Raw genomic sequence first — 20,093 nt, forward strand, 5'->3', positions numbered from 1 at the left:
CGGATGTGGACAACTTCCGGTCGCGGCGGGCGAATGGGCGGTTTTGTCACCCCTCGCCGATAGACTGGACTTGGGGACGCCCCCCAGGGAGGGCGGGGGGCCGTGTCAGCGGTAGCCGGTGGTGTCCGCAGGCTTTCCGGCGTCCGCCACCTCGGTCATGTACCGCCACGCATCCGGCCTGCTGCCGTCCACGTCATCCACTCCGTACTCCTTCGCCAGCTGCCCGCTGCTCACCGTCTGCCCGCTCCACCGGTCCCGCTCGGGGTCCGCTGCCAAGGCCACCACCGTTCGCCCGCAGAACGTCGGTGTCTCCGAAATCGCGAAGTGCGGCACGCGCTCGCAAGCGTCGCGCCAGTTCTCCTCCGTCACCCCGTAGATCTCCAGCATCGCCTCCGACCGCAGGTACCCCGGCGTGAACGCGACCGCAGCCGCCCCGAAAGAAGCCAGCTCGGCCGCTTCGCCGATCGCCAGCAGGTGCGCCGACGCCTTCGCCAGATAGAACGGCAGCGACGTGCCGACCCGGTACTTCGCGTTGTACTCGGCCGTCCCGTCGGTCAGCTCGACGACCAGCCCGCCCGGACGGCCGATCAGCAGCGGGAGCAGGTAGTGGCTGGTGATCAGGTGCGCGTCGATGCCGAGGCGGATCATCCGCAGACCCGCGTCGAGGTCGTGCTCCCACACCGGCTTGCCCCAGCCCAGGTGCCGGTCGCCGCCCCAGAGGCCATCGATCAGGATGTCGAGGCGTTCGATGCGCTTGGCCAGGGCCTCGACCTCGGCCGGGACCAGGTGGTCGACGCGGATCGCTTCCGCCGCACCGCCTGCCCGCTCGATCAGCTCAGCCGTCTCCTCGATCGTCTCCGGACGGTCCACTTCGGACCGTCCGGCGCGCGTGGTCCGGCCGGTCACGTACACGAAGGCGCCCGCGCGGCCCAGTTCGACGGCGATCGCCCGGCTCGCGCCGCGCGTGCCGCCCGCCACCAGGGCGACTTTTCCGGAAAGTTCGTTCATGCGCCCAGCCTCGCGGCGAACCATGACAACTCCTGGCATGGTTTCGGGCAGTCTGTGGGGCCGGTTCGGTGGCCGGGCGGCGCTGGACCGGCTGAGCCGGCGGAAGAAGATCGCCGCCGGCCTCGGCTGGCTCGACGGGCGGCTGCAGCGCCATCCCCGGCCGGTGCTGGTGGTCGCCCGCTGGCTGCCGTCGGGCGGAACGCTCGGCGCCCTCCTCGCCGGATCGCTCCGGTGGCCGATGACGGAGTTCTTCACCGCCTCGGCCGTCGGCGTCACGCTCTGGACGTCGTACGTGGCCTTCCTCGGCTACGCCGGCGGCCGGATCGTCACCGAACCCGGGATCAGCCCGCTGCTCTCCCTGGCCGTGGCCCTGATCCTGGGTTCGGTGATCACCTACAGCGTGAAACACAGCGTCAAAGCGACTTGACCGCTTCCAGGATTTCCACCGGCTCGGTCCGCGTGACGAAGTCCGGGTGGACGTCGATGTAGCGGATCACGCGGTCCTGATCGACCACGACGACCGCCGGGTGCACCAGCTCCCAGCTGCCGTTGACCTTCTCGAGGTCCGTGCCGAGCGCCTCCATGGCCTCCCGCACGGGCTGGGACACCGGGTAGCTCAGCCCGAGCCCACGCGCGACCGTGCTGCCGACGTCCGAAAGCACCGGGAACGCCAGGTCTTCGAACGGCACCGAGCCGTCCGGCTGCTGTGGGCTGATCGCGGCCAGCGTCGCGCCGTACTTCTCCAGCTCTGGGAGGACTTCCTGCTGGTAGGTGCGCAGGGTCAGGTTGCAGTACGGGCACCACTGGCCGCGGTAGAACACGAGCACCGCCGGCCCGACCGCGACCAGCTCGCCGAGGCTCGTCAGCTTCCCGTCGGCCCCGGGGAGCTCGAAGTTCTCGATCCGGGCGCCCACCTGGGAGACATCCGGGTTCCCGGCCCGGCGGCGGTCGGCGTCGAGGACCGCGAAGACCTCCGCCGGCAGTGCGCCGCGGGCGTGGTCGTTGATCCCGGTCAGGGCGTTCTGGAGTGTCATGAAATCCCCCTAATGGTTGTACTGATCGGTACAGTGAGGCGAACTGTACTATCCAGTACATGGAGACGCAAGCGGCTTCGACCCCACGCGGCAAGCGGACCCGCGAGGCGATCGTCGATGCGGCGGCCACGCTGATGTACGTCGACGGCGTCGCGGGCACGAGCGTCGACAAGGTGCTCGCCGCGAGCGGGGCCGGGAAATCGCAGATGTACCACTACTTCAAGAACAAGGAACAGCTGGTCGAGGCCGTGATCGACCGCTACCTCGAGCAGATCCTCGGCAACCAGCCGGCGATCTTCACGCTGGCCTCGTGGGCCGATCTGGAGACGTGGACCGAGCAGCTGCTGGACGTTCACCGCCGCGCGGGCGCGCCGATCGCCTGCCCGCTGGGCAACCTCGCCGGCGAAGTGGGCGACAACCCGAAGCTCGCGCCGCTGGTCGACCAGGCCTACCGGACGTGGGAGTCCCACCTGGCGCGCGGGCTGAAAACATTGCAGGACAACGGGGAGCTCGCCGTCGACGCCGATCCGGCGCGGCTGGCGCAGGCGGCGATGACGTCCGTCCAAGGTGGACTGCTGCTGGCGCACATCCGGCACGACCTCACGGCGCTGGAGGACGCGCTCGGGATCGCGCTCGCGTACCTGCGCGGCTTCAAGCGGTGAGCTGAGCGACTTCCGCGCGCAGTTCCTCGATCACCTGGGCCACCGCCGGGCGCCGGCGGGCGCCCGTCCGGCAGACCGCCTCCACCAGCCGGGCCGCGCGGATGCCGGCGAGCGGCCGCCCAACCAGCCCGCTGCCCTGCCATCCGGGGCTTCTCCCCGGGCCGGGGGCTCCGCCGCCCGGACCCTCGAAAGACGCCGTGGACCAGGTGCCCATCGTGTACCGCGGCAGGAGCGCGATGCCGTGGCCGGCGGCGACCAGCCGCTCGGTGATCCGGAAGTCGTTGATCCGCTGCACCACGACCGGCCGCACGCCGGTGCGGATGGTCAGCGAGCGCAGCACGTCGTCCACCGGGAAGCCGAAGTCGACGCTGATCCAGCGTTCGTCCGCGAGATCCGCCAGCTCCACGCGGCGCTGGTTCGCCAGCCGGTGCCCGGCCGGCAGCGCGACGTCGAGCGGTTCGCGCAGCAGCGGCACCACCTCGAGGCGGCTCGAGGCGAACTCCGGCGCGTGCTCGTCGCGGTGCGCCACGACGATGTCGTAGTCCGCCACCAGCCCGGGCACCTCTGGCGGCGTCATGTCGACGTCCCGGACGTCGATCTCCAGGCCGTCGTACCCGGCGACCCGGGTCAGCAGGCCCGGCAGCAGCATCAGGCCGGCCGACTGGAAGATCGCGATCCGCACCCGCCCGCGCGGCGCGCTGCGGTAGGTGTCCAATTCGGACTCGGCCCGCTCGAGCGCGGCGAGCACCTCGTCGGCGCGGGCGACCAGCGCGCGGCCCGCGTCGGTCAGCCGCAGGCCACGACCCGCCGGCTCGGTGAGCGGCAGGCCGACCTCCCGCTGCAGCGCGCGCAGCTGCTGCGAGACCGCGGACGGCGTGCAGTGCAGCGCCCGCGCGGCCGCCGTCACGCTCCCGCGGTCGGCGAATTCCCGCAGCGTGCGCAGCCGGCCCAGATCCACGCCGCCACTGTACTTGAAGCACTGCTACAAGGTTCCTGCAGATATTCTCGCTGGTCCTTCACGGTCCTCGTTGTCACAGTGGAGGCATGCCCGCCCGTGATCGCCTGCTCGCCGTGCTCGTCGCCGTCCTCTGGGGCCTCAACTTCCTGGCCATTCACGCCACGCTCGGCCAGTTCCCGCCGGTGTTCGCGGGCGCGCTGCGGTTCGCCGTGATCGCCGTCCCGACGATCCTGTTCGTGCCGTGGCCGAAGGTGCCGGTGCGGCACCTGCTCGGGTACGGCCTCGGCTTCGGCACCGGCCAGTTCGCGTTCCTGTTCATCGCGATGGACACCGGCATGCCGACCGGGCTCGCGTCGCTGGTGCTGCAGGCGTCGGCGCCGTTCACGGTGCTGCTCGGCGCCGTCTTCCTGGGCGAACGCGTCACGCCGCACCAGCTGGCCGGCATCGCGCTGGCGGTGGCCGGGATGGCCGCGATCGCGTGGCAGCGGTCCGGGCACGCCGCGCTGCTGCCGATGGTGCTGACCTTGCTGGCCGCGCTGAGCTGGGCGTTCGGCAACCTGAGCACGCGCAAGGCCAAGCCGGACAACCCGCTGCATTTCACGCTGTGGATGTCGGTGGTGCCGCCGCTGCCGATGTTCGCGCTTTCGCTGGTCATGGAGGGGCCGGCCGCGCAGTGGCGTTCGCTGACGACGCTCGGGACGCCGACCGGGCTGACCGCGCTGGGCGGGCTGACCTACGTGGTGCTGATCGGCACGGTCGTCGGATCGGGCCTGTGGACGACGCTGATGCGCCGCAACCCGGCCGGCGTGGTTTCGCCGTTCTCGCTGCTGGTGCCGGTGGTCGGGCTGACGGCGTCGTTCCTGCTGCTGGGCGAGCGGCCGACCTGGCTGGAGGTCGGCGCCGCCGTGGTCGTGATCGCCGGCGTGCTGCTCGGGTCCGTGCGACGGCCCGCGCGCAAGCCCGAGCTCGTCGCGGTCTAGGCGGCGGTCTCTTCCTGCTTTTCCTCTTTTTCGGCGTGGTCGCGACCGAGGCGCTTCTTCATGACGAGGAAGACGACGACACCGAGGACGATGGCGGCGATCAGGCCGTACTTGGAGAAGTCGCCGAGCCATTTTTCGGCGGCCTCCCCGACGTAGTAGATGAGGGCGGTCGTGCCGCCGGCCCAGGCGATGCCGCCGAGCGCGTTGGCGAACAGGAACTTCGGGTAGTGCATGCGCAGCGACCCGGCGAGCGGACCGGCGAGGATGCGCAGGAACGCGATGAACCGGCCGAAGAACACGGCCCACATGCCGCGTTTGTTGAAAATCCGTTCGGCGTTGGCGATGTGCGTCGGCCCGAAGTGCTTCGGGAATTTCCGCCCCGCCCAGGCGAACAGCCGCTGCCCGCCGGTTTTCCCGATGAAGTAGCCGATGCTGTCACCGACGATGGCACCGGCACTGGCCACGGCGCCGACCCACAGCGGGCTCAGGTTGGGGTGGCTCAGGGTGAGCAAGGCCGCGCTGACCAGCACCACCTCGCCAGGCAGCGGGATACCAAGGCTTTCGATCATGATCACCGCGCCGACGATCAGGTACACCGAGATCGGCGGGATCGTCGCCAGCCACTGGTCGATGTGCACAGCCCGTACCCCCTGCTACCAACGTCGGAAATGGTGTTCGCAGTCCAAAGCGTACCGGGGGCGCCCACGCGAGGCGGCATCCTCAGGTATTGACCGGGGTACGACTTAGGTCGGGGGTAACCCAGCGAACACCCTCGATACCGAACACACCTCCCCTGCCAACCCGCATCGAGCGCACCTCCCCGCCAACCCGAAATCGAGGCCCCCACCAGCCAGCCCGACACCGAGCACACCCCCCTGCCAACCCGATACGCAGCCGCATCAGCGGCCGGCACGCCGGGTCAAGGCACGCTTTCCCGCCTTTACGCGGCGTGCCGGCCGTTGAACAATCCGGCGTTCGGGTCGGCGGAAGGGCACCACACGTAACTGCCGGGGCGTCACACGTGACTGCCGAGGCATCACACGTGATTGCGGAGGCATCACACCTGATGACGAGGCATCTGCCAGCAGCCGATCAGAGTTATCCACAGAACCCACCCCCATGTGGACAACTCCGGCCCCCGACCCCCGATCTGCGGGTTTTGACAGGACCCCCCGATAGAATGGACTTGGGCACGCCCCCCGGGAGGGTGGGGAGCTGCTCGGGGGCCGGGAAGCTGCACAGGGACAACAGCACTCACGGCTTCAGGTCCACCGCCGCCCGCAGGGTTCCGTCCATGTAGAACGGCGTCGAATCATGCACGTGGGTGATCCGCCACCCACCATCCTCCCGCCGGAAGCACACCGTCGACCTGAACCACAGCTCGAACCCCGCCGGCGCGCCCTTCGGCGTTGTCGACATGCGGTTCAGCGCGTGGCTGTACGCGATGTCTCCCCCGATCGTGATCTCCAGGTCGCGGATCTCGTACTCGATCGGGCCCTCGAACGTCTCGAACCACGCCCGGCGCGCCTCGACGTCGATGACCTCCGCGCCGCGGTGCACCAGCGGGGGCGCCAACGTGAACGCGACCACGTCCGGGGCGTAGTGCGCTCCCAACGTCTCCGCGTCACGGGTCGCCATCGCCACCTCACGCGCCGCCATCAAGTCGCGGATCTGCTGCTCGCTCATGCCATTCTCCTCAACGGTCGGTGTCTGCACGAGGGACGTAGGCGCCGGCAGGCGGATTTCGACATCCTCGCGGAGGCGAACGTGAAATACGTGGTCCTGATCTACGGCAACCCCCAGTCCCGCAAAGCGTGGGAAGGCATGAGCGACGAACAGCGGGCCGCCGGGCTGGCCCTCTACCAGCAGCTCAACGATGATCTCGACGCCTCCGGCGAGCGGATCGTCTCCGAACGGCTCGCCTTCCCGGAGCTCGCCAAGCGGGTGGGTCCACTGGCCACCGACGGGCCCTTCGCCGAGGCCAAGGAGTTCCTCGCCGGCTTCTACCTGCTCGACTGCGAGAGCGAAGAACGCGCTCTCGAGGTCGCGCGGCGGATCCCGGAAGCCTCCTTCGGGGTGGTCGAGGTGCGGCCGGTGATGGGGCTGCACGGGCCGGAGCTGTGACCGACGTCGAACACCTGCTTCGCGAGCTCGCGCCGCAGGTCCTCGCCGCGCTCGTCCGGCGGTACGGCGGCTTCGACACCTGTGAGGACGCCGTCCAGGAGGCGCTGCTGGCCGCGTCGCAGCAGTGGCCGGCCGAGGGCGTCCCGGATCACCCGAAAGGCTGGCTGATCACGGCGGCGTCCCGGCGCCGGATCGAGCAGTGGCGCAGTGAGACCGCGCGGCAGCGGCGTGAAGAAACCGTCGCGCTCGCCGAGCCGCCCGGCAAAGAGCCGGTCAGCGGGGTCGACGACACCTTGACCTTGCTGCTGCTCTGCTGCCACCCGTCGCTGACGCCGCCATCGCAAGTCGCCCTCACCCTGCGCGCGGTCGGCGGGCTGACGACGGCCGAGATCGCCCGGGCCTTCCTCGTCCCCGAGGCCACGATCGGCCAGCGCATCAGCCGCGCGAAACAGAAGCTGAAAGGGGAACGGCTCACGAGGGACGACAGCACCGAACGGCTGGCCGCGGTGCTGCAGGTGCTCTACCTGATCTTCACCGAGGGCCACACGGCCAGCTCGGGGGACGCGCTGAGCCGCGTCGAGCTGACGACCGAGGCGATCCGGCTGGTCCGGCAGCTGCGCGGAGGACTTCCGGACGACGGCGAGGTCGCCGGGCTGCTCGCCCTCATGCTGCTGACCGAGGCCCGGCGCCCGGCCCGCGTCGACGCGACCGGCGCTCTCGTCCCGCTGGCCGAGCAGGACCGCACCCGGTGGAACCGGGCGTTCATCGACGAGGGCGTCGCGCTGATCACGCACGCACTCGCGACCGCGCCGGTGGGGCCGTACCAGCTGCAGGCGGCAATCGCCGCGGTCCACGACGAGGCCACCACGGCCGGCGAAACCGACTGGGCCGAAATCCTCACCCTCTACGACCTGCTGCGGGTCGTGGCACCCGGCCCGATGGTGACGCTGAACCGGGCCGTGGCGTTCGCGCAGGTCCACGGCCCCGAAGCGGGGCTGGCGGAACTGTCGGAACTGGCCAAGGACCCCGCGCTCGCGAACCACCACCGGGTCGACGCGATCCGCGCGCACCTGCTGGAGCTGTCCGGGGACGCGGCCGGGGCCCGCGAGGCGTACCTGGCCGCCGCCCGGCGGACGCTGAGCCTGCCGGAACAGGCGTACCTGCAGTCGCGGGCCGCCAAGCTGGAGACGTGAGAACGGCCGGCCGGGACAACGCCCGGCCGGCCGTCAGCTTCGGAGCCTCAGAGGATCTCGGCGGCGGTGCCGATGTCCGGCGGCCCCAGATCGGGGTTGAGCGCCCCGGTCAGTTCCACCAGCTCCGGCTCCACTTCGTGCGGCTGGATGCGCCCGTCACGGATGTCCTCCGCGTAGTGGCACGCCACCCGGTGCCCGCCGCCGATTTCGCGCAGCTGCGGGCGGTCGGTGTCGCACAAGCTCGCCTGCTTCCACGGGCAGCGCGTGTGGAAGCGGCAGCCCGACGGCGGGTTCGCCGGCGACGGCAGGTCACCGGCGAGCAGGATCTGCTCGCGGGTGTCCTCGACCTGCGGGTCCGGCACCGGGATGGCCGACAGCAGCGCCCGCGTGTACGGGTGCAGCGGGTCCCGGTACAGCGAGTCCGCGTCGGTCTCCTCCACCAGCGCACCGAGGTACATCACGCCGATGCGGTCGGAGATGTGCCGCACCACCGCGAGGTCGTGCGCGATCACGACGTAGGTCAGGCCGAGCTGCTGCTGCAGGTCCTCCAGCAGGTTCACCACCTGGGCCTGCACCGAAACGTCCAATGCGGACACCGGCTCGTCGGCGACGATCAGGTCCGGCTCCACGGCCAGCGCCCGCGCGATGCCGATGCGCTGGCGCTGCCCGCCCGAGAACTCGTGTGGGTACTTCCGCAACGACGTCTCCGGCAAGCCGACCGCCGACAACAGCTGACGCAGCCGCCGCTGGGTCGCTTCCTTGTCCTTGTCGAGGCCGTGCGCGTGCATGCCCTCGAGCAGGATCGACTCGACCGACTGCCGTGGGTCCAAACTGGACATCGGGTCCTGGAAGATCATCTGCATCCGGCGCCGGGCCTTCCGCAGTTCCTCTCCCTTGAGGGCGGCGACGTCGGTGCCGTCGAACACCACGTGCCCGGAAGTGGGCTCGTTGAGCCGCAGGATCGCCCGGCCCAAAGTGGACTTGCCGCAGCCGGATTCGCCCACCAGGCCGTAGGTTTCGCCCCGCCGGATGGCCAGGTCGACGCCGTCGACCGCGAACACGTGCCCGACCGTCCGGTCGAACACGACGCCGCTCTTGATCGGGAAGTGCACCTTGAGGTCGGTGACCTCGAGCAGCACGTCACCAGCAGGACGGGTCATCGGGTTCCTCCTCCCGCGGCGACCGCCGGCCGCACGGGGTTGTGACAGCGCAGCAGGGCGCCCCGGTCGGGCACCAGCTGCGGCTGGACCTCGCGGCAGACCGGCAGCGCGTTGGGGCAGCGCGGGGCGAAGGCGCACCCGTGGTCCCACGGGATGTTGTCGGAAACCGAACCCCGGATGGGGATCAGCTTCTCGCCGCGGCCCGCGTCCAGGCGCGGGATCGAGGCGAGCAAGCCGTGCGTGTACGGGTGCCGCGGCTCGGCGAACAGCCGGTGCCGCTGCGCCCGCTCGACGATCTTGCCGCCGTAGAGGACGTTGACCTCGTCGCACAGCCCGGCGACGACGCCGAGGTCGTGGGTGATCATGATCAGCGCGGTACCGGTGTCCTGCACCAGTTCCCGCAGCAGCGCCAGGATCTGCGCCTGGATGGTGACGTCGAGCGCGGTCGTCGGCTCGTCGGCGATGAGCAGCCGCGGCCGGCACGCCAGCGCGATCGCGATCAGCGCACGCTGCCGCATCCCGCCGGAAAGCTGGTGCGGGTACTCGGAAAGCCGCCGGGACGGGTCCGGGATGCCGACCTTGTCCAGCAGGTCCACCGCTTCGCGGGACGCCACCTTGCGGGACATCCCGCGGTGGCGCTCCAGCACCTCGGTGATCTGCAGCCCGATCGGGATGACCGGGTTCAGCGAGGACAGCGGGTCCTGGAACACCATGCCGAGGTCACGGCCGCGGCGGTCGCGCATTTCCCGGTCGGGCAGCGTGAGCAGGTCGGTGCCTTCGAAGCGCACCGAACCGCTGACCTTGTTACCGCGCTTGGCCAGCAACCGCATGATCGCCAGCGACGTGACGGACTTGCCGCAGCCGGACTCGCCGACCAGGCCGACCGTCTGGCCCGGTTCGACGTCGAAGCTCACGCCGTCCACCGCGGTGAACGACCGCTCGCCTCGGCGGACGAAGTCGACCTTGAGATCACGGACTTCAAGGAGTGCCATCAGTGCTTCACCGCCTGTTCTTCGGGTCGAGGGCTTCGCGGAGGGACTCGCCGAGCAGCGTGAACCCGAGCGCCACCACGATGATCGCGATGGCGGGGTAGTACGCGAGCTCCGGCCGGACGTCGAGGAACTGCCGGGCCCCGCGGCTCAGCATGATGCCCCACTCCGCCCGGTTCGGGTCCGGGTCGCCCAGGCCGAGGAACGACAGCGCCGCGGCCTCGAGGATGGCGGTGGCCAGGGTCAGCGTCGCCTGCACGATGACCGGGCCCAGCGAGTTCGGCAGCATGTGCCGGAACACGATGGACGTCCGCTTCACGCCCAGCGACGTCGCGGCGAGCACGTGGTCGCTGCCGCGCTGCACCAGCATGGAACCGCGCAGCAGCCGCGCGAAGATCGGCACGCCGATCATCGACACGGCCAGGATCACTGTCCACTGGCTGGGCTTCTGGAACAGCGCCGCCACCGAAATGGCCAGCAGCAGCGAAGGCACCGACAGCATGACGTCGACCAGTCGCATGAGGACGGTGTCGACCCAGCCACCGAACGCGCCGGCCAGCCCGCCGATGACGACCCCGATCAGCACGCCGATCACCGTGGCCAGCACGCCGACCAGCAGCGTCTGCTGGGCACCGACGAGCATCCGCGAAAGGTAGTCGCGGCCGAAGTCGTCCACGCCGAGCGGGAATCCGGGCTGTGCGCCCGGGATGATGCCCTGGCCAAGGGAAACCTTGCTCTGCAGGTAACGCTCGTAGGGGTCCTTCGGCGCGATCAGCGGCGCGAAGATCGCCAGCAGGAGGAACAACGCGGTGATCACGCCGCCGGTGATGGCCACCGGGCTGCGCAGCATCCGCCGCACCGCTTCGCCGCCCAGGCTGTGCCCGGACGCCGACGCGAGCTTGTCGATCGGTTCCTTCTTCTTGTTCAGCAGAGTGTTCATCGCACACGCACCCTCGGGTCGATGATCCCGTACGAGACGTCGACCAGCATGTTCACCAGCACGTACACCAACGCGCCGAACAACAGCAGCGCCTGCAGCCGGGGGTAGTCACGCCGTTCGATCCCTTCGGCCAGCAGGAAGCCAAGGCCGCGGAAGTTGAACACGCGCTCGGTCAGCACCGCGCCGCCGAGCAGCGCGCCGGTCTGCAGGCCGATGGTGGTGACCACCGGCAGCAGGCCGTTGCGCAACACGTGCCGCCGCCGGACGACCGGCTGCGTGAGGCCCTTCGAGTTGGCCGTGCGGATGAAGTCCTCGTTGAGCACTTCGAGCACCGACGCGCGGGTGATCCGGGTGATCACCGCGAGCGGGATGGTGGCGAGCGCGAACGCCGGGAGGATCAGGTGCTTGATCGCGTCCCAGACGGCGTCCCATTCGCTCGTCATGATGCCGTCGAGGATGGCGAAGTTCGTGATGGAAGTGGCGTCCAGCCCGGCGGTCTGCCGGCCCTGCGACGGCAGGCCCAGCGGCCCGGCGAGCACGTCCTGCATCATGTAGCCGAGGAAGAAGACCGGGACCGCGACCCCGATCAGGGTCAGCACGATGATCACGTTGTCGACGGCGCCGCCGCGGTAGCGGGCCGAAAGGTAACCCGCCGGGATGCCGATGACCACCGCGACGATCATCGCGGAGATCCCCAGCTCGATGGTGGCAGGCAGGAACGTGCCGATCTCCGACATCACCGGCTGGGTGGAGATCAGCGAGGCGCCGAAGTCACCGGTGAGCGCACGGCCGAGGAACTTGAAGTACTGGATGACGACCGGCTGGTCGAGCCCCAGCACGTGGTTGAGGTTGGCGATCTTCTCCGGCGTTGCCTTGTCGCCGAGGAGGGCGGCCGCGGGCCCTCCGGGCAGCGACCGCAGCCAGGCGAAGACCAGGATGGACAGGATGAGCAGCGTCGGGATCGCTTGTAGCAGCCGACGCACGAGAAAACGGAGCACTTGCAGTCCTTAGGTGGCAGCCCGCTGAGTACGGAACATGGGGTGGGCGCGGTAGCGCCCACCCCATGCCTCGCGGCGTTGAACCGTCAGTTGACAGTCACGGTGTTGAACCGCTCGTCGGTCAGCGGGCTGGCGACCAGGCCCTTGACCTTCGGGCCGACCACGATGGCGGGCGGGCCGTAGGAGATCGGGATGGCCGGCAGGTAGTCCATGATCTGCTTGTTGACTTCCTGGTACGCCTTGGCGTGCGCGTCGCCGGCGGGCGAAGCGTCCGCGGCGGCGAGCGCCTGGAACAGCTGCGGGTTGTCGAACCCGAACTCCGGCTTCTTGCGGCCGAAGAAGGTGCCGACGAAGTTCCCGGCGTCGTTGTAGTCACCGGTCCAGCCGAGCAGGTGCAGGTCCTGCTTGCCGAACTTCTGCACGTCGTCCTTGTAGCCACCGTTCCACGGCTTGGCGACGGCCTCGACCTTGATACCGATGGCCTTCAGGTCCTCCGAGATCGAGGTGAAGACGTCCGCCGGGTTCGGCATGTACGGCCGGGTGACCTCGGTGGGGTAGTAGAACTTCAGCGTCAGGTTCGTCGCCCCGGCTTCCTGCAGCAGCTGCTTGGCCTTCTGCTGGTCGAACGGGTACTTGGTGACCTCGTCGGTGTAGCCGGAGATCGTCTTGGGCACGAACTCGGTGGCCACCTCGGCACCCTCGGGCAGCTTGCTCTTGACGAACTGCTCGCGGTTGACGCCGTAGGCCAGCGCCTTGCGGACGCGGGGGTCCTTCAGCTTGTCGCCGGCCGGGCCGGACTGGTTGATGCCCAGGTAGAGCACGTTGAACGGCGGGCGCACCAGCACCTGCTCGCCCTCGTTGCGCAGCAGGCCGTAGTCCGCGGGCGCCGGGTAGTCGTAGCCCTGGATGTCACCGGCCTTGAGCGCCTGCTTGCGGGCGTTCTCGTCCGGGATCACCTTGAAGATCAGCTTGTCGAGCTTGGCCGTCTGCGTCGGGCTGGTGTCGTTCTTGGACAGGGTGATCTCACCCTTGCCCTGGTCCCAGCTGTCGAACTTGAACGGGCCGGTGCCGACCGGGTGCTTGTTCGCGTATTCGCTGTAGGTGAACGAGTCGCCGGACTGGGTGACCTCGTCGGCCTTGTACTGCTGGAGCGCGGCCGGGCTCTGCATCGCGAACGACGGCAGCGTGAAGGCCGCCGGGAACGCGCCCTTGGCCTTGTTCAGGTTCACGACCGCGGTCGCCGGGTCCTTGGCTTCGCAGCTCTTGTAGACCGGGTCGCTGTAGTCGTCGCTCTCGTTCTTGGCGAACCCGCCGAAGACGTCGGCGTAGTAGATCATCTGGCTCTGGGCGGCGGCGCCCTTCATGTTGTACCAGCGGTTGAAGTTGAAGCAGACCGCGGTCGCGTCGAACGGGGTGCCGTCGGAGAACTTCACGCCCTGCTTGAGGGAGAAGGTCCAGGTCTTGCCGTCGTTGCTGGGCTCCCACTTCTCGGCCAGCGAGGCCTCGAGGTCGGCGGTGCCCGGCTTGTTCTGGATCAGCGTGTCGAAGATCTGGCGCGTGATCCGGAAGGTCTCGCCCTCGTCGTTGAAGATCGGGTCGAACAACTTCGGGTTGCCGGCCGCGCCGAAGATCATCGTGCCCCCGGAACCACCCCCTGCGCCTTCGTCACGCTTGGATTCCGCACACGCGGACAGCGAAACCGCGAGCGCGCCGGCGAGCCCGATCAGGGCCACGCGGCGTGTTCGGGTCAGCCGCAATTGCTGCATCTGGCACCCCTTGGGAGATGTTTCGGGTTCAAAGTCACCGTCCGGTCGGTCAGGAACTCGGGCGGACGATCGGTGTGCTCGCCGACACTAGCGGGAACTCGGCCCGCACTTAAGCACGTGAGGTTACGATCGCGCTACGTGGACACCGATTTGACCGCAATGTGTCCGTAAATCACGACAGAATGTGACCATTTGCGAGCCTCGGCTGCCCTGAGTGGCCGATCACTGACTCTGATGGCGGTACCGACATTGGCCCACTCGTGTATCCGGCTACGGACAGCTTGATCGATCCGGAGCGGCGCGGACACGGTGCGTGACCACCCCCTCCCCTACGGAAGTAGGGTCCCGGCGGCTTCGGCGGTGCCGTCCACGGCGAACCAGCCGCGCTCGAACCGTTGCCACCGCGCCAATTCGCCCCGTGCGGCCGCACCGTCCCGCGACACGGTTTTGGCCAGCCGCCCGGCTTCGGAGCCGCCGTCGAGCCAGCAGAGGTGGGAAAGCAGGGGTCTTACCGAAGTGCGGCCACTCGAAACCCCCTCCAGCACCAGGACGTCCGGCACGGCCACCCGGACGAGTTCACCCGGCCGGGGTGCCCCAGTGGACCAGTCCATTCGCTGGTACGCCCCCGCCACGCCGCCGGCCAGCGGCCGCAGAACGCCGTCGACGAGCCGGGGCCACCACGAAACCGGGTCGTCCCACGTGGCAAACGCGTCGGTGCTCACCAAAGCCGTGCGGCACCCGCGGGCGATCAGCCCGGCGACGACGTGGGCGGCCAGCGTGGACTTGCCGGCGCCCGACGGGCCGTCGATGGCCAGCACGCGCACCCGGCCCAGCCGCGCGGGCGCGGCGAGCAGGGCTTCGATCAGCGCGTCACTTGCTGACGCGCTCGACCTCCGGAAGCCCTTTGACGTTGTCGGGGGCCGCCGTTTTCGCCTCCAGCTCGGCAATGCGGCTCGCCAGCTCACGCCGGGTGTCTTCGAGTTCGCAGCGCAGCAGCGCGATCTCCTCGACCGAGGTGCGCACCTCTTCCTCGAGGTGCCCGGTCTCGGTGGACAGGTGCAGCGACACGAGCGCCAGCACGACGCCGGCGAGGAGGAAGACGAAGTTCGACGGCGTTTCCACCCCGGTCAGCCCGGCGAGGAACTTCGCGGCCGCCGGGATCACGGCCAGCACCACGACACCGATGGCGACGATCAGCCACACGCCCGCGTACTTCTCGCGAAGCTTGCGCCGCCGCATCATCTCGAGGACGACGAACAGCACGACGCAGGCGACGACGATGCTGAGGACGCGCCAACCTTCCATCTCGCAAGCTCCCTTATGCCGAGTCGGACGAGTCGACCGCCGGGCGGCGGCGGACCAGCGCCAGCAGCAGTGCGAGCCCGGCCCGGCTCAGGTAGACGGCCGACTTCACGGGCGAGTGGCTGGGCGTGCCGCCCGCGCGCTCCCGCATGACGACCGGGATCTCCTTGATGGTCAGCTTCGCCCGGATGGCCATGACCAGCGATTCGACCGTGTCCCCGAGGTACTCGGCCGGGTAGTAGCCGGCGAACAGCCGGATCGCGCGCGGTCCCATCGCCTTGAAGCCCGACGTGACGTCGGTGAGCCTGGTCTTCGCCAGCCGCGAGAACACGATGGACAGCGCGACCATGGCGTACTTGCGCGGCCCGCTGGCCTTGTACGCGCCCTTGCCGGCGAACCGGGAGCCGATCACGATGTCCGCGTCGTCCAGGCCGCGCAGCAGCGCGTCGAGCTCGTCCGGGTCGTGCTGGCCGTCGGCGTCCACCTGGACGACGACGTCGTACCCGCGGGCGGCGGCGTAGCGGAAGCCGGTGCGCATCGCGCCGCCGACCCCGAGGTTCACGGCGAGCCGGGCCACCTCGGCGCCCGCGGCGCGGGCCAGCTTGGCGGTGTCGTCCACCGAGCCGTCGTCGACGACCAGCACGTCACCGTCCGGGAGGGCGCGCTTCACCTGCTCGATGACCGACGCGACGCTCGCCGACTCGTTGAGGGCGGGCATCACGATGAGCACGCGGCGACTGGTCACCGAGGTCACAGACACAGCCATCACTTTAACTCTTCACCGCCCGTCGCCCGCCGCGGACCCGGGCGCGGCCCCGGCCGTGACGACGTCCTGCTGCCCCGCGATCTCGTAGATCGAGGCGCCGGGGTTGCGGTAGACCAGCTTGAACCCGGGAGCGGTGTCCAGGTTCAGCAGGCCGGCGTCGTTTTGCCCGTCCGGAACGGCGTTGCCCTGGCCGACGAAGGCGTAGCGGACCTTGAGCTCCCGCAGGATCTTGCGGGCCCGGGGGTCGGTTTCCAGCCGGTTCGCGAAAGCGCTGACGTAACCGATGTCGCTGGCCGGCGGGGCACCGTAGTAGTTCCACTGGGTCGGATGGATGCCCTGCAGCGCGTACATCCAGACCGACCCGTCGAGGCGGTCGTTCAGCACGCGCTCGCCGGGGACCGTGTGCCCGGCCAGCCAGGCGAACGCCGTCTCCTCGTCCGCGCTCACCGAGGGGAAACCCCGGTAACCGATGTTCACGTGGACGGAGTTGATGCCCACGTACCCGCGGCTGAACCCGCCGATCACCGCCGCCAGCAGCACCACGCCGGCCAGCACGGGCGCCGCCGGGTGCAGCTTCGGCAGCCGGGGCCGGACCTTCGCCGCGAACCACGCCGTCGCGGTGTGGACGAACTCGCCGAAGCCCACCGCGCCGATCAGCGGCAGCAGCGCCGCGATCCGGTAGTTGTCGTTGTAGAACGGCCCGGTCAGCAGGTGGACCAGGCCGTTCTCCATGGACACCGTCGCCGCGTACAAGCCGCCGAGGACGACGTACGCGGCGACGAGCCAGACCATCCGCTGGTGCCGGGCCAGCAGGACCACGCCGACAACGGCGGGCACGCCGATCCACCACTGCGGGAAGTCCGCCATCGGCGAGAACGTGACCGTCTGGCCGACCGCGCCGGTCACGGTCGCCGCGTTCCCCCAGATCGCCGACGTGACGCCGCCGGCGTTGTAGAGCGACGGCAGCACCTGGGGCAGGCCGAGCAGGACGGCGAGCAGCGCGGCCGCCACCAGCGACGGCCAGGCCCGGCGCCAGTCGATCGGCTCGAACCGGAAGAGCACGGCGACCAGGATCAGGACGCAGTAGACGACGAGGACGAACACGACACTGGTGTGCAGCGCCGCCAAGCCCGCGACGCCGACTCCCACGGCCAGCGGCCCGGTGGCCCCGCCCGGCTCGAGCAGCAGGCGGACCACCGCGAGCATGGCCGGGACCAGGGCGACGCCGGCGGCGTACGGCCAGACCGGGCCGTGCCAGAACAGGTCGTAGGGGAAGGAGGTGAAGCAGGCGGAAGCCGCGGCGGCCGCGGCGGCCGTCACCGGCGGCAGCCGCCACGCGCGGCACATCGCGGCCACGCCGAGCGGCACCGCGAAGGTGACGGCGATGGAGGCGAAGTTCAGCAACGGCATCACGGTCAGCCCGCCCTTGCCGAAGAGCAGGGCGAGCAGCGCGTGGTAGGTGTCCGGGTAGAAGTAGTGCGTCTCGCCCGGCAGGTTCGCGATGGTGCCGATGGTCGACGGGCGTGCGTCGCCGCGCTCGGCGATCCAGCGGACGAGGTTCGCGTGGAACGCGGCGTCCCAGTCCTGGTTCACCGTGCCGGGTGAAGGAATGCCGCGCAGCACGGTGAGCGCGCCGACCGCCATCCCGGCGGCGACGCCGAGCGCCGCCAAGGCGTGCGCGCGCCACGACCACCGCGGACGCTCGGGCGAGGCCGCCTCGTCGTCCGGCCGGCGCCGCCGGGTGAACCGGGCCACCGCCCAGGTGACCGCGAAGCCGGCGGCCGAGACCACGAGCGTCCACAGTGTCACGGAGAGCGCCGTCCACCGGATGCCCGTGCCGCCCAGCAGCGGGATGCCGAGGGCCACGACCCCGAACGTCAGCACCGGTGCCGCCGCGCCCAGCGTCCAGCCGCGCAGGCCGATGGCCGCCCCGAAAACAGTGCCGGGCAACCAGAATGCGGCCAGAACGAGCAGAAACCCCATTCTCCCACCCCATTTCGCCGTGATCCGTCCACCACCGCGGTGACGGCGTCTCCGGCGGCGGCGCCACGCTACCGTGCACGTCAGCTCGCTGGTCACCCGCATCCTGGGCACACCGCGGCCACCCCTAGACTCCGGGCGTTGACGGCTTTGTTGATCGGAGAAGGCATGCTGTCCGAAGCTGTCCGGCTGGCCGCGGGAATCCTGGTGGTATTGCTCCCCGGATTCTCGATTCTCCTGGTCGCCGGCGTACGCGAACGGTTGTGGCTCGCGGGCCTCTCGGCGCCGTTGACCACCGGGTTCGTCCTGCTGGTGTCCCTCTTGACGGGCGTCACCGGACTCCGCTTCGGTCTCCTGACCGCCCTCGTCGCGCTCGTGGCCGTGCTGCTCGTGCTCGGCGGCGTGCGGTGGCTGGTCCGCCGCCGTCGCCCGGCCGCGGATCCGGCCGTGCCCGCCGAAGACCCGCGGCTGCGTACGCTGACCGGCCGGGCCGGAACCGCGGCCCAGGTCCTGGGCGCGCTCATCGCCGTCGCCGGAGTCGGCCTCGGTGTCCGCATGTGGCACAAGGGCCTCGGGTCGTGGCGGACACCGACCCAGGAGCACGACACCGTCACGCACGCCGTGCTGACCGCCTTCACGCACTTCACCGGCAAGGCCGCGCCGTGGCAGATCCTGCCGATCGACGTCGTGCACGACACCAACGTCCAGTTCTACCCGCCCGGCTTCACCGACATCTGCGCGCTGCTCACCGACATCTTCGGGGACACGATGCTGTCTCTGAACCTGACGACCGTCGTGTTCACGGTGGTCGTGCTGCCGCTGTCGGTGGCCGCCTTCACCGCGGCGGTGCTGCGGCACGGCCGGCTCGGCCGCGGCTGGGTCGAGCTCGCCGCCGGGGTCGCCGCGCTGGTCTCCGTGCAGCTGTACCGCCCCGGCATCGCCTTCGCCCACGACGGCGGGGTCCTGCCGAACGCGGCCGCGATGACGCTCATGCCCGGGCTCGTCGCGGTGATGCTGGTGCTCGGCAAGCGCCACTGGGGCCGTGCGGTGCTGGTCGGCGTCGCCGCCGCCGGCGCGTTCAACCTGCACCCGAGCGCACTGACCTCGGTCGCGCTGACGACGGTCGCGGCCATGGTCGGCCTGCTGTTCACCAGGGCGGGCCGGCTCGCGTTCGTCCGCGCGCTGCTGCCGCTGGTGCTCACCGGCGTGGTCGCCGTCGTCCTCATCGTCCCGGACGTGCTGGCGCTCCTGCGGCTCGGCGGCGGCACGGTGGTCGACGCGCCGGCCAACATCCCCGGCTCGCCGCTGGCCGAGTCGGCCAAGCTGGTCGCGCGGCTGCCCTACGGCGGCTACTTCGACCCGAGCGGCACGATGGGCCAGCTGGTGCTCGGCCTGCTGGGCCTGGCCGGCGTCGTCGCCACGCTGCTGTCCCGGCGGGCGTGGCCGCTGCTGACGGCCTGGCTGTTCTGGGCCGCGGTCATGGTGAGCTTCCACTACTCGCCCAACTCCGGGTTCGGCGCGACCATCGGCCGCTACTACTACCGGGTCGCCAACCGCCTCGACACCCACGTCTACCTGCTGATCCCGCCGCTGGCCGGGGTGCTGTTCGTGGCGCTCGGACTACTCGTCGTCGCGGTGAAGGCCCGCAACCCGATCCCGGCGCGGCTCCGGCCGGCGGTGGCGTTCGGGCTGGTCGTGGTGCTGCTCGGCGTGCTGACCGTGACGTCGTTCCGCGGCTACATGAACACCGGGGCGCTGTCGCTCAGCCAGCGCTACGCGACCCCGCAGTTCGTCCGCTACAACGCGGCGGACGACGCGGCGGCGAAGTGGCTGCACGAGCACGCGGCGCCGGGCGAGACGATCCTCAACAGCGCGAACGACGGCTCGACGCTGCTGTACGTCGACTACGACCTGCCGATCCTCAACATCGTCCCGGACGGCCACAGCCCGATCGAGGACAACATCACCCTGCTGGCGAAGTTCAACGACTTCCCGGCCGACCCGCAGGTCCAGAACATCCTCCGGGCGAAGAACGTCCGCTGGGTGTACGTGGATTCCTCGGCCCCGACGGTCGGCACGGACGGTCACCACTGGACGGGCCAGTCGACGTTCAGCCTGGCGCCGGGGTTGAGCGGGCTGACCGGCCTGCCGGGCCTGACGAAGGCGTTCAGCTCGGGCACGGTCAGCGTGTACCGGCTGGACCTGCCGCAGACCCCGCCCCGGGGCTAGGAGA

Annotated in this window: 20 protein-coding genes; 6 read left to right on the forward strand and 14 right to left on the reverse strand. The window is 70.1% G+C overall.

Annotation, left to right across the window (positions count from 1 at the left end; genetic code table 11):
• Positions 1-105 precede the first annotated feature (105 nt).
• Complete coding sequence (locus tag ISP_RS45885; protein WP_013230603.1) at positions 106-1,008, reverse strand: SDR family oxidoreductase; 903 nt, start codon at positions 1,006-1,008, stop codon at positions 106-108.
• Positions 1,009-1,045: 37 nt separating this feature from the next.
• Here ISP_RS45885 and ISP_RS45890 point away from each other — a divergent pair, with 37 nt between their 5' ends.
• A complete protein-coding gene (locus ISP_RS45890) occupies positions 1,046-1,435 on the forward strand; it encodes a DedA family protein (protein ID WP_013230604.1) in 390 nt (129 codons plus the stop codon).
• On the opposite strand, the gene ISP_RS45895 is transcribed toward ISP_RS45890, so the two are convergent.
• On the reverse strand, positions 1,422-2,042 hold the full coding sequence (locus ISP_RS45895) for a peroxiredoxin-like family protein (RefSeq protein WP_013230605.1): 621 nt from the start codon (positions 2,040-2,042) through the stop codon (positions 1,422-1,424). The two genes, ISP_RS45890 and ISP_RS45895, sit on opposite strands and share 14 nt — an antisense overlap.
• A 59-nt stretch (positions 2,043-2,101) precedes the next feature.
• Between ISP_RS45895 and ISP_RS45900 the strand changes: the two genes are divergently transcribed.
• Positions 2,102-2,704 carry a TetR/AcrR family transcriptional regulator gene (locus ISP_RS45900; RefSeq protein ID WP_013230606.1) on the forward strand — a complete coding sequence of 201 codons (603 nt, stop codon included), beginning with the start codon at positions 2,102-2,104 and terminating at the stop codon, positions 2,702-2,704.
• On the opposite strand, the gene ISP_RS45905 is transcribed toward ISP_RS45900, so the two are convergent.
• Positions 2,694-3,662, reverse strand: a complete 969-nt coding sequence (locus ISP_RS45905) for a LysR family transcriptional regulator (RefSeq protein ID WP_013230607.1) — start codon at positions 3,660-3,662, stop codon at positions 2,694-2,696. The two genes, ISP_RS45900 and ISP_RS45905, sit on opposite strands and share 11 nt — an antisense overlap.
• 86 nt (positions 3,663-3,748) lie before the next feature.
• Between ISP_RS45905 and ISP_RS45910 the strand changes: the two genes are divergently transcribed.
• The gene (locus tag ISP_RS45910; protein WP_013230608.1) at positions 3,749-4,642 is read left to right on the forward strand and encodes an EamA family transporter; all 894 of its coding nucleotides are present in this window, start codon (positions 3,749-3,751) and stop codon (positions 4,640-4,642) included.
• Here ISP_RS45910 and ISP_RS45915 read toward each other — a convergent pair.
• Both ISP_RS45915 and ISP_RS45920 read right to left on the reverse strand, forming a co-directional pair.
• A complete protein-coding gene (locus ISP_RS45915; RefSeq protein ID WP_013230609.1) occupies positions 4,639-5,280 on the reverse strand; it encodes a DedA family protein in 642 nt (213 codons plus the stop codon). The genes ISP_RS45910 and ISP_RS45915 overlap by 4 nt on opposite strands.
• Before the next feature lie 616 nt (positions 5,281-5,896).
• Positions 5,897-6,328 (reverse strand): YybH family protein, encoded by a 432-nt coding sequence (locus tag ISP_RS45920; protein ID WP_013230610.1) that lies wholly within the window; start codon positions 6,326-6,328, stop codon positions 5,897-5,899.
• An 81-nt stretch (positions 6,329-6,409) separates the two neighbouring features.
• On the opposite strand from ISP_RS45920, the gene ISP_RS45925 reads away from it, so the two are divergent.
• Positions 6,410-6,766, forward strand: a complete 357-nt coding sequence (locus tag ISP_RS45925; protein ID WP_013230611.1) for a YciI family protein — start codon at positions 6,410-6,412, stop codon at positions 6,764-6,766.
• Positions 6,763-7,959 (forward strand): RNA polymerase sigma factor, encoded by a 1,197-nt coding sequence (locus tag ISP_RS45930; protein ID WP_013230612.1) that lies wholly within the window; start codon positions 6,763-6,765, stop codon positions 7,957-7,959. Before ISP_RS45925 ends, ISP_RS45930 begins: the two co-directional genes overlap by 4 nt.
• A 47-nt stretch (positions 7,960-8,006) precedes the next feature.
• Here ISP_RS45930 and ISP_RS45935 read toward each other — a convergent pair whose 3' ends face one another.
• The 9 genes from ISP_RS45935 to ISP_RS45975 all read right to left on the reverse strand — a co-directional run bounded on the left by ISP_RS45935 (position 8,007) and on the right by ISP_RS45975 (position 17,863).
• On the reverse strand, positions 8,007-9,119 hold the full coding sequence (locus tag ISP_RS45935) for an ABC transporter ATP-binding protein (RefSeq protein WP_013230613.1): 1,113 nt from the start codon (positions 9,117-9,119) through the stop codon (positions 8,007-8,009).
• A complete protein-coding gene (locus tag ISP_RS45940; protein ID WP_013230614.1) occupies positions 9,116-10,111 on the reverse strand; it encodes an ABC transporter ATP-binding protein in 996 nt (331 codons plus the stop codon). Before ISP_RS45940 ends, ISP_RS45935 begins: the two co-directional genes overlap by 4 nt.
• A gap of 7 nt (positions 10,112-10,118) precedes the next feature.
• Positions 10,119-11,048 (reverse strand): ABC transporter permease, encoded by a 930-nt coding sequence (locus ISP_RS45945; RefSeq protein ID WP_013230615.1) that lies wholly within the window; start codon positions 11,046-11,048, stop codon positions 10,119-10,121.
• The gene (locus tag ISP_RS45950; protein ID WP_013230616.1) at positions 11,045-12,046 is read right to left on the reverse strand and encodes an ABC transporter permease; all 1,002 of its coding nucleotides are present in this window, start codon (positions 12,044-12,046) and stop codon (positions 11,045-11,047) included. Before ISP_RS45950 ends, ISP_RS45945 begins: the two co-directional genes overlap by 4 nt.
• Positions 12,047-12,132: 86 nt before the next feature.
• The gene (locus ISP_RS45955; RefSeq protein ID WP_235190559.1) at positions 12,133-13,812 is read right to left on the reverse strand and encodes an ABC transporter substrate-binding protein; all 1,680 of its coding nucleotides are present in this window, start codon (positions 13,810-13,812) and stop codon (positions 12,133-12,135) included.
• Positions 13,813-14,141: 329 nt separating this feature from the next.
• Entirely contained in the window at positions 14,142-14,630 is a 489-nt protein-coding gene (locus ISP_RS45960) for a uridine kinase family protein (protein WP_063749861.1), read from the reverse strand.
• Positions 14,631-14,682: 52 nt separating this feature from the next.
• On the reverse strand, positions 14,683-15,117 hold the full coding sequence (locus tag ISP_RS45965) for a DUF2304 domain-containing protein (protein ID WP_037374164.1): 435 nt from the start codon (positions 15,115-15,117) through the stop codon (positions 14,683-14,685).
• A 13-nt stretch (positions 15,118-15,130) separates the two neighbouring features.
• Positions 15,131-15,880 carry a glycosyltransferase family 2 protein gene (locus ISP_RS45970; RefSeq protein ID WP_049878191.1) on the reverse strand — a complete coding sequence of 250 codons (750 nt, stop codon included), beginning with the start codon at positions 15,878-15,880 and terminating at the stop codon, positions 15,131-15,133.
• Between the two features lie 12 nt (positions 15,881-15,892).
• On the reverse strand, positions 15,893-17,863 hold the full coding sequence (locus ISP_RS45975) for a DUF6541 family protein (protein WP_013230620.1): 1,971 nt from the start codon (positions 17,861-17,863) through the stop codon (positions 15,893-15,895).
• Between the two features lie 165 nt (positions 17,864-18,028).
• On the opposite strand from ISP_RS45975, the gene ISP_RS45980 reads away from it, so the two are divergent.
• The gene (locus tag ISP_RS45980; protein WP_013230621.1) at positions 18,029-20,089 is read left to right on the forward strand and encodes a DUF6541 family protein; all 2,061 of its coding nucleotides are present in this window, start codon (positions 18,029-18,031) and stop codon (positions 20,087-20,089) included.
• The last annotated feature ends 4 nt before the right edge of the window (positions 20,090-20,093 follow it).

Source organism: Amycolatopsis mediterranei, assembly GCF_026017845.1.
In the GTDB taxonomy this organism is placed as follows: Bacteria; Actinomycetota; Actinomycetes; order Mycobacteriales; family Pseudonocardiaceae; genus Amycolatopsis; species Amycolatopsis mediterranei.

Bases quoted from the DNA above. Each gene is read 5' to 3' on its own strand.
- ISP_RS45890 (WP_013230604.1), top strand. From the start codon at position 1,046: ATGGTTTCGGGCAGTCTGTGGGGCCGGTTCGGTGGCCGGGCGGCGCTG.
- ISP_RS45885 (WP_013230603.1), bottom strand. From the start codon at position 1,008: ATGAACGAACTTTCCGGAAAAGTCGCCCTGGTGGCGGGCGGCACGCGC.
- ISP_RS45945 (WP_013230615.1), bottom strand. From the start codon at position 11,048: ATGAACACTCTGCTGAACAAGAAGAAGGAACCGATCGACAAGCTCGCG.
- ISP_RS45900 (WP_013230606.1), top strand. From the start codon at position 2,102: ATGGAGACGCAAGCGGCTTCGACCCCACGCGGCAAGCGGACCCGCGAG.
- ISP_RS45895 (WP_013230605.1), bottom strand. From the start codon at position 2,042: ATGACACTCCAGAACGCCCTGACCGGGATCAACGACCACGCCCGCGGC.
- ISP_RS45935 (WP_013230613.1), bottom strand. From the start codon at position 9,119: ATGACCCGTCCTGCTGGTGACGTGCTGCTCGAGGTCACCGACCTCAAG.
- ISP_RS45965 (WP_037374164.1), bottom strand. From the start codon at position 15,117: ATGGAAGGTTGGCGCGTCCTCAGCATCGTCGTCGCCTGCGTCGTGCTG.
- ISP_RS45920 (WP_013230610.1), bottom strand. From the start codon at position 6,328: ATGAGCGAGCAGCAGATCCGCGACTTGATGGCGGCGCGTGAGGTGGCG.
- ISP_RS45940 (WP_013230614.1), bottom strand. From the start codon at position 10,111: ATGGCACTCCTTGAAGTCCGTGATCTCAAGGTCGACTTCGTCCGCCGA.
- ISP_RS45910 (WP_013230608.1), top strand. From the start codon at position 3,749: ATGCCCGCCCGTGATCGCCTGCTCGCCGTGCTCGTCGCCGTCCTCTGG.
- ISP_RS45975 (WP_013230620.1), bottom strand. From the start codon at position 17,863: ATGGGGTTTCTGCTCGTTCTGGCCGCATTCTGGTTGCCCGGCACTGTT.
- ISP_RS45955 (WP_235190559.1), bottom strand. From the start codon at position 13,812: ATGCAGCAATTGCGGCTGACCCGAACACGCCGCGTGGCCCTGATCGGG.
- ISP_RS45970 (WP_049878191.1), bottom strand. From the start codon at position 15,880: ATGGCTGTGTCTGTGACCTCGGTGACCAGTCGCCGCGTGCTCATCGTG.
- ISP_RS45980 (WP_013230621.1), top strand. From the start codon at position 18,029: ATGCTGTCCGAAGCTGTCCGGCTGGCCGCGGGAATCCTGGTGGTATTG.